Below are 12,894 nucleotides of genomic sequence, written 5' to 3'. Positions count from 1 at the left end.
TAACAATCACAACATCGGGACTTCACATGAAAGCCATGCCCCTGCTCGCCCTCACTTCCTTGAGCCTGCTGCCTTTAAGCAGCCACGCGATTCCCTTGAACGATGATTTCGCGGTGCTGGTCGACCTGACTCTGGCCAGCGACTACCGCACCCGCGGCATCTCCCAGACCCAGAACGATCCCGTGGTGCAGGCCGGTTTGACCCTGGCCCACAGCAGCGGCCTGTACCTCGGCGCGTGGAGTTCGAACGTCGATTTCGGCGGCGGCCTGAAAACCCGTCAGGAAGTTGATTACTACGCCGGCTGGCTGTGGCAGGCGACCGAAGCCGTGAGTCTGGATCTGGGCTACATCAAATACGCGTATCCCAAGGAGAGCCAGTTCAACCAGAGCGAGGTGTACTCGATTCTCAGCGCCTACGGCGTGAAACTCGCGGCGTACTACTCCAGTGATGCGCCGGGCATCGACAGCAAACAGAGTTCGCTCTACAGCTACATCGGCTATGAAACCGAATTGCCGTTGGATTCCGGGCTGAAGCTGCGCTACGGCAACATGGACTTCAAGGACCCGCATCTGTACTCGGCGTCCGGACATGGCGAAGAATCCTACCGGGAGTGGGAAGTCAAACTGACCCACAACCTGGCCGGCGTAGTGCTGGGCCTGAGCTACATCGACACCGACCTGTCGCAGAGCCAGTGCCTGAGCAACTGGGGCTTCAAGGATGTGTGCACGGCGACGGTGGTGGCCAGCGTCAGCAAATCCTTCTGAGCCACGGTTGAATGCGGCGAACCTACGGTGTCAGTTGCGCCAGGAACTGCCATGGATAGATCCCGCGTTGATGGCCGTCGCTGAACACCAGTTGCAGGCCGTAACCCTGCGGGTTGAGTTCGATTACACGCACTCGATCATCCACTAGCGGAGCCGAGCCCCGCAGGCGGAACGCCCGGCATTGCGAGCACGGGCACTGGCGGCGCAGTTCGGCATGGTCAAGCAGCTGCTCGCGGCCATCCGGCCAGCTCAGCCGCAACCGGTGCTCACTTTGGGAATTGCCGATCGCCAGCGGATTCATTGCAACTGACTCAAGGCAATTCGCACCGCTTTGCGCACTTCCGGGTCGCCGTCGTCCTGCGCGGCCTGCAACGCGGCCACGGCGCCGCGATCATTCAACTCGCCCAGCGCCAGCGCAGCTTCCTTGCGCAGGTTGCTGATGCGATGACCGAGGGTGTCGATCAGGGCGTCGAGTGCCGGCACGTAACGCAAACGGCCAAGGCTGCGGGTTGCGCGCAGACGAACCTGCCAGTAATCGTCGCTTAAGGCTTCGATCAGAGCCGGCCCGGCGTCGGTGTGGCCGACCTTGCCGAGCGTTGTCGCGGCTTCTTCGCGCACTTGCCAGGCGTCGTCCTGCAAGGCCTGACTCAAGGCGGGCAGCACATCTGCGCCACTCGCCAGGCCCAAGGCGCCGGTAGCGGCGCGGCGTACTTCGGTGTCTGGGTCAGCACTGGCCAAGCGTGCCAGCGCCGGCAAGGCATCCAGCTGTTTGAGCCAGCCGAGCACACCAACGGCTTCGCGACGCACACTCGCATCAGCATCGTTCAATGCCTGAATCGCGGCAGGCGCGGCGCCGGGGAAACGCAATTCGCGCAAGGCCCGAAACGCGGCAATTCGCACGCTGGTTTCGACATGAGCGGTCCACGGCAAAATCACCCTTCCCGCCGCTTCGGTCTTGAGCAGGCTCAGGCTCTGAGCCGCAGCAGCCTGCACCGCCGGCGACGGATCCGTCAGCGCCTGACACAGCGCTTCAACCACCGGTTCGTCTTCCCAGGCTTCCAATAGACGCGCTGCTTCGGCACGCACCTCTTCGGCAGGGTCTTCGGCCAACCGCTCAACCAGCCAGAGCAAGCCATCCGGCTCTTCAAGGTCGGCCAGATCGATCAGGGCAATCCGGCGCACTCCGGCGTCATCAGCGGTCAGTCGTGGTTGCAGGGCGAGAATGTCTTCGTTATCGGTCACAGCAAAAAATGAGGTCACAGGGCAAATCTCGGCAAGGCGTTTTCAGGAGGCAAACCGAGCGGGTTCAGGCGCGGCAGCGGTCGGTCGTTGTCATGGCGCAGCAGATCGAGGCAGTGGCGCTTGAGGCGCGAGAACGCGTGGCTGGTCACCAGTTCGGTGGTGCGTGGCCGTGGGAAGTCCAGGCGCAGGTCTTCGATGATCCGCCCCGGCCGTGCGCTCATCACCAGCAAGCGGTCGGCGAGGAACAGCGCTTCGTCGATGTCATGGGTGACGAACACCACGGTGGTGCGAATCCGCGTCCAGATGTCCAGCAACAGTTCCTGCATGTTCAGGCGGGTCAACGCGTCCAGCGCACCGAAGGGTTCGTCCATCAGCAACAGCCGTGGCCGGTTGACCAGCACCCGGGCGATTTCTACCCGTTGCTGCATGCCGCCGGAGAGCTGATCCGGCCAGCGTTCGGCGAATCCTTCGAGGCCAACCAGTTTGAGGATGTCATCGGCGGCACGATGGCGTTCGCTTTTACCGATGCCACGCATCTTCAGGCCGAAAGCGACGTTGTCACGCACCGTGCGCCACGGGAACAGGGTGTGATGCTGGAACACCATGCCGCGCTGCGGTGACGGGCCGGACACTTCGGCGCCGTCGACTTTCAACTGCCCGCCGTGAGGTTGCAGATGCCCGGCCAGCGCGCCGAGCAAAGTCGATTTGCCGCAACCGGACGGCCCGAGAATGCACACGAACTGGCCCGGCTCGATCTGGCAATCCAGCCCCTGCACCGCTTCGAACGCGTGCCGGCCCTCGCCGAGGACGATGGATAACTGGCGGATGTCGATCCGCCCTTCCGGGGCTTGCATCACGCTCATCAGGCTTTTCCTCGTGGTCGGTGCCAGGGCGTGAACAGGCCGCCAAGGCGTTTGATCAGCAGGCTGCTGCCCATGCCCAACACGCCGATCAGCAACATGCCGACCACGATGTCGGCGTAGTTCTGAATCGTGTAGGACTCCCAGGTGTAGTAACCGATGCCGAACTGGCCGGAGATCATTTCGGCGGTCACCAGACAGAACCACGACGTGCCCATGCCGATGGCGAGGCCCGTGATGATGCTGGGCGCGGCGCCCGGCAGGATCACTTCCAACAGGATCGCCCGGCGCCCGGCTCCCAGGCTTTTGGCCGAGGCAATCAGGCGCGGGTCGACGCCTTCGACGCCGTGCACGGTGTTGAGCAGGATCGGGAACAGCGCACCGGTGAAGGTGATGAACACCATCGACAATTCCGACGACGGGAACATCAGAATGGCCAGTGGAATCCACGCCACGGCCGGGATTGGACGCAGCACTTCCAGTGGCGGCAGCAGCAGGTCTTCAGCCCATTTTGAACGGCCGATGGCCAGGCCCAGGGCGATGCCTATGATCAGCGCTGCGAGGTAACCGGCGAAGACCCGGCCGAGGCTCGCGCTAAGGTGCTGGATGAGCTTGCCGGAGTCGCCCAGGCCCAATGCGGCTTCGATCACGGCCAATGGGGTCGGAACGTTGGCGAAGGTGACCAGGCCGAGGTTCCAGTGGTGGCTGGCGGCTAGTTGCCAGAAGAGCAGGCAGAGCAGCAGCGAGGCTGCTCTTGATATCCAGCGTTTTTTTGAGATTTTCATGATTAGCGACTGGCCACGGCCTGCGCGGTGGCATCGGTGAAATCAAACACCTTGCCTCCCTGTTCCGACGCAAATTGCTGCGCCTGCCCCTTCAACAAAAACGCGCTGAGGTGCCCCTTCCCATCACTGGCAAACCACGCCTGCTCCGCCAGCAACTTGATCCCGCTGTCACTCGCCTGGGCATACACCGCCCGGATGTTCTTGCCTTCCGACTTCAGGCCGGCCAACGCCGTGAACGCCTCTTCAGCCGAGGAATAACGCCGGACCTTGTCCTCACCGCGCACCCAGATTTCGGCGACATGGCTGAAATCCGAAATGGCCTTTCCGGTCACCGCATCGACAGACTTCAACGGCGTCTGCGCGTAATTGGCCAGTTGCGCGGTGTAATCCAGATTCGAGGCCTTGAACGCCGCGCGGATGTACTGATCGTCGATAAAGGTATTCAGATCGAGCCCGCGATCGGCCTTCTTCAGCAGCTTCAGCGTGTCGATGGCGGTGCCCACGGCCTGGCGATATTCCGGTTTCCAGCTCAGGTCACGGGTCTGCACGCCGAGCGGGCCGTGGAACAGGTAATTGACCTCGGCATCGACACCGGTGACCTTGGCGATCAGTTCGCTGTACTTCTCCGGTTCGGCGGCCAGCAGCTGATTGGCTTCGATGCTTGCGCGCAAATAGGCGACAACGATTTCCGGGTACTTTTTCGCGTAGGCCTGATCCACCAGCGCACCGTGGAAGGTCGGCGCATTGGCCTGGGCGCCGTCGTAGATCTTGCGGGCAAAACCACGGCTCGGGAACAGTTCGGCGAACGGCACAAAGTCAGCGTGGGCGTCGATCTTGCCGGCCTGCAACGCGGAACCTGCGACCTCCGGCGGCTGGGCGATGATGTTCACATCCTTGAGCGGATCCCAACCCTGCTCCGCCACAGCGCGCAGCAACATGCCGTGGGCGGTGGAGGCGAACGGCACGGAAATGGTCTTGCCCTTGAGTTCGCTCAAAGACTGAACGCCCGACGCGCTCGGCACCACAATGCCGTTGCCGCTGCCCTTGATGCTGCCCGACAACACGCTGATGAACAGGCTGTGTTTGCCGGCTGTTTCGAACGCCACGCCGTTGAACGCACCGGGGAAATCGGCCATGGCGCCGAAGTCGAGTTTGCCGGCGACCATCTCGTTGGTCAGCGGCGCGCCGCTGGTGAAGTTCTTCCACTGTACGTCGTACTTGGCGTCCTTGTAGGCGCCGTCGTGGGGCAGGTATTTGTCGAGCAGGCCCAGCTCGCGAATCAACAGCCCGCCGGCGGCGCAGTTGATGGTGGTGTCCTGGGTTCCGATGGCGATGCGGATGGTTTCGGCCGAAGCAGACAAGGTGAACGAAGCCAGTACCAGACCGGCGATTGCTGCACGCAACATGGTTGAATCCCCTCGAATCATTTATAGGATGTTCGTCTCCGCCGCGATCAGGGCGCGGTGGGAAACGAGGGGGTGTCTTGAAGCAGGCGTCCGGTGTTGCCGGATAGCGTTTTAGCGAAGCAGATACGGGATTTCGACTTTCACCGCACCGGTCGGGCAGTCCTTTTCGCAGGGCATGCAGTACCAGCACTCATCGAAAGCCATGTAGGCCTTTTGCGTGGCCGGGTTGATCGCCAGCAGGTCCATCGGGCAAACGTCGACGCACACGGTGCAGCCCTTTTCGGCGATGCATTTGTCCTCGTCCACGGTGACGGGAGCATTGGAGCGGAAGAAGATTTCCTGGGCTTGATAGGCCATGGTCCAGACTCTCTCTAGTGATGCCTCAAGCGGCGAAAGCGCCAACCCGCAAACGGTCGTAGGCCTGCATTTCCTCGGCATCGAGGGGAATGATGTAAGGCTCGACGGCTTTCTTGAAACTGATCATGCGCCCGTCTTCGCCCTTCTTCAGGTGGCAGTGGCAGAACCATTCGCGGTCGTCCCGTTGCGGGTGATCGACGCGGTAGTGGTAGAGGCCCCAGCGACTTTCGGCGCGGAACAGCGAGGCGCGAGCGGCCATTTCGGCGCAGTCGCGGATCACACTGGTTTCCATGGCGCGCATCAGTTCGTGGGCGTTGTTGGCCTTCATTTCGTTGAGATCGCGTTCGATGTCGCTGAAACGTTGCAGGCCGATTTCCATCTTCTTCGTCACTTTCGGTGGTTGCAGGTAGTCGTTGACGAAGCGCCGCAGCTTGTACTCAACCTGCGCCGGTGGCAGGCCGTGTTCGCGGTCCAGCGGTGCGTAGACCCGGGCCTTTTCCTTCTCGATCTGCTCGACATCCAAAGCGGAGAACTCGCGCCCGGCGACAAAGTCCGCTGCGTTATGTCCGGCGAACCAGCCGTAGGTGAACGCGCCGAGCATGTAGTTGTGCGGCACGGCGGCCATGTCACCGGCCGAGTACAAACCTTTCACCGACGTTTCCGCCCGTTCGTTGACCCACACCCCGGACGCCGAGTGGCCGCTGCAAAAACCGATTTCCGAGATGTGCATCTCGACCATCTGCGTGCGGTAATCGGTGCCGCGATTGGCGTGGAACTGGCCGCGGCTCGGGCGCTCGTTGCTGTGGAGGATTTCCTCGATGTTCTGGATGGTTTCCTCGGCCAGGTGATCGAGTTTGAGGAATACCGGACCGTTACCGCTTTCCAGCTCCTGGTGGAACTCCCACATCATCTGCCCGCTCCAGTAGTCGCATTCGATGAAGCGTTCACCCTTGTTGTTGGCGGTGTAGCCACCGAGCGGGCCAGTGACGTAGGCGCAGGCCGGGCCGTTGTAGTCCTTGATCAGCGGGTTGATCTGAAAGCACTCGAGGTTCGCCAGCTCGGCCCCGGCGTGGTACGCCATCGCATAGCCGTCGCCGGCATTGGTCGGGTTTTCATAGGTGCCCATCAGGTAACCCGAGGACGGCAGACCGAGTCGCCCGGCCGCGCCACAGGCGAGGATCACTGCCTTGGCCTTGATCACATGGAAGTCGGCGGTGCGGCAGTCAAACCCCATCACACCGTTGACGGCGCCCTCCTCGTCGGTCAGCAAGCGTGTGCAGACCAGTCGGTTGGTGATGCTCACCCGCGCGCGCTTCAACTGGCGATAAAGGACTTTCTTGATGTCGTGCCCTTCCGGCATCGGCAGCACGTAGGCGCCCATGTGGTGGACTTTCTTCACCGCGTAATCGCCGGTTTCGTCCTTCTCGAACTTCACACCCCAGCGGTCGAGCTGTTCGATGGTTTCGAAACTGTGGGTCGCGTAGGCGTACACCGCCGCCTGATTGACGATGCCGTCGTTGGCAATGGTGATTTCCTTGGTGTACTGCTCCGGCGTCGAGTGGCCGGGAATGATTGCGTTGTTCAGGCCGTCCATGCCCATGCTGATCGCACCGCTGCGCTTGACGTTGGCCTTGTCGACCAACAACACGCGCAGTTCCTTGTTCTTTTCCTTGGCCTTGATCGCGGCCATCGGGCCGGCGGTGCCGCCGCCGATCACGACGATGTCGTATTCCTGCTCTAAGGTATTGCGGGTCATGTCACGCCCCTTTTTGCCGGTCGATCCGCAGGCGGTACTGGAACGCATCGCCACGGTAGTAAAGGTGTTCGAAGTCCAGCGGCTGGCCGTTGGCGTCGTGGGTCAGGCGCTCGATGCGCATGATCGGCGAGCCGGCCTCGACGTTCAGCGCCTGGGTCAGGTCGCTGTCGGCCAGCACCGCGTCGATGGCCAGATCGGCGTGGCCGAGGGCAATGCCGCAGTCGTTTTCGAGGATCAGGAAGATGTCGCGGGTCACCAGATCGGCCTTCTCCAACCGCTCGCCTATGGCTTTGGGCAGGTAGGTGATTTCCAGCGAGATCGGCTCGCGGTTGATCAGGCGCACGCGTTTGATCTGCGCGACGATTTCGCCTTCGGCAACCTGCAAACGCTCGGCGACCAGTTTGTCGGCGGCGATGAATTTGAAACTGCGCAGGCGGTTGATCACCTCATAGCCACGACCGGTCATGGACTCGGCGAGGCCTTGCAAGGTGCTGACATTCTGGAAGGTCTTGGGTTTGGCGACGAAGGTGCCTTTGCCATGGATCTTGAAGATCAGCCCTTCTTTCTGCAGATCGCCCAGGGCCTGGCGCACGGTGATGCGGCTGACCTTGAACAGCGTGCCGAGCTCGCTTTCAGACGGCATCTGGCTGTCTTGCGGGTATTCGCCGTCGAGAATGCGGGCGCGCAGCACGTCGCGCAGTTGGGTGTGCAACGGGACACTGCCCAGAGAGAGAACGTTATCGGTCATCACGAGATCACTTGTTATAACGAGTTATGACGTGATCTTAGAGACGTTATGACAAGCTTGAGAAATACCGAATGAGCATAAGGTTAGATGCGCCTTCAGTGGCGCTTGAGGATTTGATCCATGACCCAATCGATCTTCAGGGCCTCTGCCCCTGTCGCCGGATGCAGTGATTCGCCGCGAATCTGCGCGTTCATGCCCAGCACGTGGTGCCACTGGATGTGTTCGTGATGGGGGATTTCCAGGCTGATGCCCTCATCGGCGCGCAGCTCGACCGGATGCTCGTCGAACACCGAAAAGCCGATCCGCCCTTGGCTGCCGATGATCTCGACCCGATCCTCGCGCCGGTCCGCAACAAAGCTCCAGCAGCCCATGCCCAGCGCACCCGATGCGAATCGCCAACTGGCGCTGACCGCATCTTCCGCCGCGTACAACCCGGCCTGACGCGCCGTGAACCCGGCCACCTCGACAATATCGCCGAGCAGGTACTGGAACAGGTCAAAACCATGGCTGGCCAGATCCGCGAAATAGCCGCCACCGGCCACCGCCGGATCGGTGCGCCAGTTGGCGCTGCCATCCAGATCCCTGGGCGACGGCGCCTTGGTCAGCGTCCAGCTCAGGTGCCGGACTTCCCCTATGCGACCCTGTTCCAGCCATTGCCGCACCTGCTGGAAACGCGGCAACGAACGGCGGTAATAGGAGACGAACAAGTGCAGACCGGCATCGGCAAACACTTGCTGCATCTCGCGGCTTTGCCTGGCGTTGAGGGCCATGGGTTTTTCCACGCAGCAATGCTTGCCGGCGGCGGCGACTTTCAGGCTGTAAGCGTGGTGGCTGTCGGGTGGCGTGGCGATATACACCGCGTCCACCTCGGGGTCATTGATCAGGGCATCGACGTCGGTGTAAGTCCGGGCGATGCCGTGACGCGCGGCGTAATCGGACACGGCTTCGAGGCGTCGCCCCATCACCGCCACCAACGCCGAGCCGGGGGCTTTGTAGAAGGCCGGCCCGCTCTTGCGTTCGGCGACACTGCCGCAACCGATCATGCCCCAGCGCACCACTTTCATCGTCACGCCTTAGCCGATGCGCAACGCGCGCAGGTCGAGGTGGCCGTTTTGCAGCGGCGGGCACCAGTAGTAGCCACCGGTGATCGGCCGGCTGATGCGGTACAGACCGTCGGTGATGCCGTCTTCCAGACCGCTCATGCGGCGCAGTTGCGCTTCGAAGGCATCGAGGGAGAAACCGAACGCCAGGAACATCAGGCCGGCGCGGTCGCCTTCGATCCACGGCATCGAACGGCGCACGACGAAGGCCTCCGGGGCGAAGCTTTCCTGGGCGGTACGCTTGACGTGGGCGGACACCGGTGCGTCGTCGATCTCTTCGTTGTCGCTCAGGCGACGGCCCATGATGTTGTCCTTGTCTTCAGCGGACAGTGCATGGAAACCCTTGAGGTCGTGCTGCCATTGCTGGATCGCAGCAAAGCTGCCACCAACCAGACCGTCGGCGCCTTCACTTTGCAGTGCGGCGGCGATGGCGGCTTCGTCGTGCGGGTTCTCAGTGCCGTCTTCATAACCGGTGAGGTCATGGCCGTCCTTGTGGCGGAAGGCTTCCTGCATCTGCACCAGACGCAACGCCGGGGCCAGTGCGGCCTCAAGTGCGGTACTGCGGTTGAGCAGCTCGCCGCGGTCGACACCGTGCAGCCAGACCCACAGGGCGTGCTGGGTCGACGGGTTTTCCACGCCAACGCCGGTCAGCGCCGGAAAGCTGCGCAGGCCATCGATGTTCACATTCAGGGCCTTGACCAAGGATTCACCGAAACCGACTACCGCCGACTTGCCGTCCACCAGGTTCAGCAGGTTGTCGATCGCCTGCGGCAGCGCTTCAACCGACTCGAGGGCGAAAAACAGGTGACGTGCTTGCGGCGGAACTGGGGTGGCGAGAATGCCCGGCTGGTAGTAACTCATGTCGACTCCTTGGAAAGAGCGCGGAGTTTAACTGTAGCCGGAGGATTTGTGTGGGATCAGATGACGCACTCGCTGCGCCACGCACTCGGGCTCTTCCCTGTCCAGCGCTTGAACGCGCGGCGAAAACTGCGCACGTCGCTGTAGCCGACTTCCTCGGTAATACGCTCGATCGGCATGTCGGGATTGGCCAGCAGGCTCATGGTTCGCGCCTGGCGCACTTGCTCCAGCAACGCTTCGAAGGTCAGTGAGTGTTCGGTCAGCCGCCGGCGCAAGGTGCGGCTGCTCATGTTCAGGTCGCCGGCGATCTTTTCGATGTGGCTGCCCCGGCTCAGGTCCCGGGCAATGGCGCGTTCCACGGCCTGAATCAGATCGAGCTTCTGATGCACCTGCGCCGCTTCCAGCTCCAGCAATTTGACTGCCTGACGCAACGCCAGCGAATGGTGATTGGGCAGGTTCACATCCAGCCATTGCACGTCGATCAGCATGCGGTTGTGCAGACAGCCGAAGCGCACGTCCGGCCCCAGCAGGCGCCGGTATTCATCGACGTAATCCGGCGCGGCATGCACAAACTCCACGGCAATCGGCTTGAACGTCTCACCCACCAGCGCCCGACCGTAGACCAGCAGGCTGGCGTAAAACTCTTCGACGGCGAATATCTGCACCTCAGCGAACGGCAAGCGGCACTCCACGTCGACGTACACCTGCTCGCCCACCACATCCACGCTGATCACCACGATCCCGCCTGACGTGTGTTGATGGCGAATCCCCAGTTCGAACGCATCGCGCAAGTTTTTGCACAGCGACAGCACGTGCCCGAGCAACCCCAGGGTGCCGAGCACGTTCTGCGCACCGACCCACAGGCCCAACCCCTGATTGGGCAAGGCCTTGAGCGCCCGCTGGATCATGGCCACGGCCTGGCGATAGGAAATCCGCTGCGACGGATCCTGCAGATCCTCGACGTCAAAGCCCAGGCCACGGCACAGGCTTTGCGGCTCCAGGCCCTTGCTGGCGGCGACTTCGGCCAGGGTCTGCAACAGAAATGGCGACACCAGCGCCAAATCGAAGGTGGGGTCTTGGAGTTTTGCGTTCATGGGGGCTGACATTCCGGATCACGCTGAATTGTTATTTTTGTTACCGGTTATGTCGAAGGAAGTTAGCACAGGGTTGACGAAGTGTCCGCAGAAGCCCCCTTCCGTGTCCGCCAATACCCTGCCCCGTCGTGCGCCAAGGGCTTATTTCTATAGTGGCCGGGCGCCCTGCGTGCCGGCGTTGCGCCCAAACACAATAATAATGAGGACGGACATGACCCCGAACCGCGCGACATTCCCTGTACGACTGGCGCTGAGCCTGCTCGGCTGCGCCGCGACCCTGCCGGCGCTGGCCACCGAAGCCGGCGTCGACAACATCGGCCCCGGCACCGACGGGTTCTTCATGCTGCCGCTGGAAGTCGACAGCCTTCCCGAGAACATGGTCGCCTTCAATCTTTACTACAACCACTACAAATCGACGAAGCTCAACATCAGTTCGCTGGGCGGCAAGGTGCCAAACGTCGAGATCGAATCCACGGCCGTGATCCCGCGTCTCGACTACCTGAGCCCGGTGCGGATTTTCGGCGGACGTCTGGCCGGTTACATCGCCCAGCCGTGGCTCAAGCAGGAAGTCTCGGTGTTCGGCTTGAGCGACACCCGCGAAGGCATGGGCGATACCACCATCGCGCCAATCATCCTGTGGGACATGGGCAAGAACCTGACTCTCGGCGCCGCCGTGGAAATCACCGTGCCCACCGGCGAGTACAGCGTCGACCGCCTGGCCAACACCAGCAACAATTTCTACACCTACAAACCGCTGTTTTCCTTCACCTGGCTGCCGACCGAGCGCACCGAGGTGTCGATGAAAACCACCTACAGCTTCAACGAGAAAAACAAGGACACCGACTACAAGTCCGGGCAGATCTTCCACTTCGATTACTCGGCCAGCTACAAGATCACCGACGACCTGATGCTCGGCGTCAACGGCTACTACCTCAAGCAGACCACCGACGACAAACAGTTCGGCCACACCGTGCAATTCGCCGGCGAAGACGTGAACGACGGCGTACGCGGCAAGGTCTTCGCCATCGGCCCGGCACTGCACTTCACTTTCCTCAAATACGCCAGCGCGGAGATTCGCTGGGCCAAGGAGTTCGACGTGGAGAACCGGCCAGAGGGGGAAATGTTGTGGGCGAAGGTGAGTATTCCCTATGCGTTCTGAATGCATTTTGTAGGAAGACGCGCGCGGATTTGTAGGCTGAAAACCTGAAAAACTGAGAGCGGGAATAGGCCTACAGCGGTGATCGAGATTGCCGGACAACGGAGGGAAACGTCCGGCAGATTCCAAAGGGGCGCTTGCAGATACTGGGCTTCGTTATCCCATGGTTCCTCTAGGGCTCATGGGGTACATCGTCTGCCAGTGACGACAATGGGCAATTCCCCCTTAAACTGCTGAGATTGATCACGGAGATCACTATGAGCATATTGCATTCCCCGTTTTACGCTGACTTCGAATCCGAAGAAGAGGCCGAGAGCTACGATCGCTGGTTTCGCGCTAAGGTGCAGGCTGTACTGGATGACCCTCGCCCGGGCATTCCCCACAAGGAAGCCATGGTGCGGCTCGATCAGCTATTAGAAGAGAGACGCAAGAATCGACGCGCTGCCGCTTGAATGGAGCGATCAAGCTCTGGACGATCTGGCTGACATTATCGATTACATTGAACAATACAACTCAAACGCTTCAACGGCTCTGCAGCACAAGGTGGGTGTAGCAACGCAAAGGCTTTCATCAATTCCCTACGGTTACCGATCCGGTCGAGCGCCAGGCACTCGGGAAATGGTGGTCAATCCAAACTATCTGCTGGTCTATCGAGTGAACGGGCGCATCAAAATACTGACGTTAGTCCACACCCGACGACAATACCCACGAACCTCATCACCATAAAAAAAGGGCGGCCAAACGGCCGCCCGAAGCGTACTACACGAG

The 12,894-nt window shown here is 61.4% G+C and carries 15 protein-coding genes; 4 read left to right on the top strand and 11 right to left on the bottom strand.

All coding sequences use genetic code 11. The features are described from left to right. The first annotated feature begins 26 nt into the window (after positions 1-26). Positions 27-764 (top strand): TorF family putative porin, encoded by a 738-nt coding sequence (locus NH234_RS13795; RefSeq protein WP_367257031.1) that lies wholly within the window; start codon positions 27-29, stop codon positions 762-764. Positions 765-786: 22 nt separating this feature from the next. On the opposite strand, the gene NH234_RS13790 is transcribed toward NH234_RS13795, so the two are convergent. The 11 genes from NH234_RS13790 to NH234_RS13740 all read right to left on the bottom strand — a co-directional run bounded on the left by NH234_RS13790 (position 787) and on the right by NH234_RS13740 (position 10,970). After that, a complete protein-coding gene (locus tag NH234_RS13790) occupies positions 787-1,065 on the bottom strand; it encodes a DUF971 domain-containing protein (protein ID WP_085730710.1) in 279 nt (92 codons plus the stop codon). Continuing rightward, positions 1,062-2,024 (bottom strand): HEAT repeat domain-containing protein, encoded by a 963-nt coding sequence (locus NH234_RS13785; protein ID WP_367257029.1) that lies wholly within the window; start codon positions 2,022-2,024, stop codon positions 1,062-1,064. Before NH234_RS13785 ends, NH234_RS13790 begins: the two co-directional genes overlap by 4 nt. Beyond that, positions 2,021-2,869 carry an ABC transporter ATP-binding protein gene (locus NH234_RS13780; RefSeq protein ID WP_085730708.1) on the bottom strand — a complete coding sequence of 283 codons (849 nt, stop codon included), beginning with the start codon at positions 2,867-2,869 and terminating at the stop codon, positions 2,021-2,023. The genes NH234_RS13785 and NH234_RS13780 overlap by 4 nt, the downstream gene beginning before the upstream one ends. Then, positions 2,869-3,651 (bottom strand): ABC transporter permease, encoded by a 783-nt coding sequence (locus tag NH234_RS13775; protein WP_085730707.1) that lies wholly within the window; start codon positions 3,649-3,651, stop codon positions 2,869-2,871. Before NH234_RS13775 ends, NH234_RS13780 begins: the two co-directional genes overlap by 1 nt. Before the next feature lie 2 nt (positions 3,652-3,653). Beyond that, on the bottom strand, positions 3,654-5,057 hold the full coding sequence (locus tag NH234_RS13770) for an ABC transporter substrate-binding protein (RefSeq protein WP_367257026.1): 1,404 nt from the start codon (positions 5,055-5,057) through the stop codon (positions 3,654-3,656). Between the two features lie 111 nt (positions 5,058-5,168). After that, a complete protein-coding gene (locus tag NH234_RS13765; protein ID WP_007959413.1) occupies positions 5,169-5,414 on the bottom strand; it encodes a ferredoxin family protein in 246 nt (81 codons plus the stop codon). Between the two features lie 25 nt (positions 5,415-5,439). Then, positions 5,440-7,170 carry a fumarate reductase/succinate dehydrogenase flavoprotein subunit gene (locus tag NH234_RS13760; protein WP_367257024.1) on the bottom strand — a complete coding sequence of 577 codons (1,731 nt, stop codon included), beginning with the start codon at positions 7,168-7,170 and terminating at the stop codon, positions 5,440-5,442. Position 7,171: 1 nt separating this feature from the next. Further along, positions 7,172-7,918, bottom strand: a complete 747-nt coding sequence (locus NH234_RS13755) for a GntR family transcriptional regulator (protein ID WP_085730704.1) — start codon at positions 7,916-7,918, stop codon at positions 7,172-7,174. A 95-nt stretch (positions 7,919-8,013) separates the two neighbouring features. Then, the gene (locus NH234_RS13750) at positions 8,014-8,982 is read right to left on the bottom strand and encodes a Gfo/Idh/MocA family protein (protein WP_367257022.1); all 969 of its coding nucleotides are present in this window, start codon (positions 8,980-8,982) and stop codon (positions 8,014-8,016) included. 9 nt (positions 8,983-8,991) lie between these two features. Beyond that, positions 8,992-9,879 (bottom strand): Dyp-type peroxidase, encoded by an 888-nt coding sequence (locus NH234_RS13745; protein ID WP_367257020.1) that lies wholly within the window; start codon positions 9,877-9,879, stop codon positions 8,992-8,994. Positions 9,880-9,935: 56 nt separating this feature from the next. Next, positions 9,936-10,970, bottom strand: a complete 1,035-nt coding sequence (locus tag NH234_RS13740) for an AraC family transcriptional regulator (protein ID WP_085730701.1) — start codon at positions 10,968-10,970, stop codon at positions 9,936-9,938. 211 nt (positions 10,971-11,181) lie between these two features. Here NH234_RS13740 and NH234_RS13735 point away from each other — a divergent pair, with 211 nt between their 5' ends. From NH234_RS13735 to NH234_RS13725, 3 genes are all read left to right on the top strand, one after another. Further along, positions 11,182-12,129: a transporter gene (locus tag NH234_RS13735; protein ID WP_367257018.1), complete on the top strand. Its 948-nt coding sequence runs from the start codon at positions 11,182-11,184 to the stop codon at positions 12,127-12,129. Between the two features lie 254 nt (positions 12,130-12,383). After that, entirely contained in the window at positions 12,384-12,578 is a 195-nt protein-coding gene (locus NH234_RS13730; protein WP_085730699.1) for a stability determinant, read from the top strand. Next, the gene (locus tag NH234_RS13725; RefSeq protein ID WP_367257171.1) at positions 12,559-12,852 is read left to right on the top strand and encodes a type II toxin-antitoxin system RelE/ParE family toxin; all 294 of its coding nucleotides are present in this window, start codon (positions 12,559-12,561) and stop codon (positions 12,850-12,852) included. The genes NH234_RS13730 and NH234_RS13725 overlap by 20 nt, the downstream gene beginning before the upstream one ends. Positions 12,853-12,894 lie beyond the last annotated feature (42 nt).

The organism is Pseudomonas sp. stari2, from assembly GCF_040760005.1.
GTDB lineage: Bacteria > Pseudomonadota > Gammaproteobacteria > Pseudomonadales > Pseudomonadaceae > Aquipseudomonas.
The sequence above is the reverse complement of the archived record's forward strand: the minus strand, read 5'-3'. Positions and strand labels throughout refer to the sequence as shown.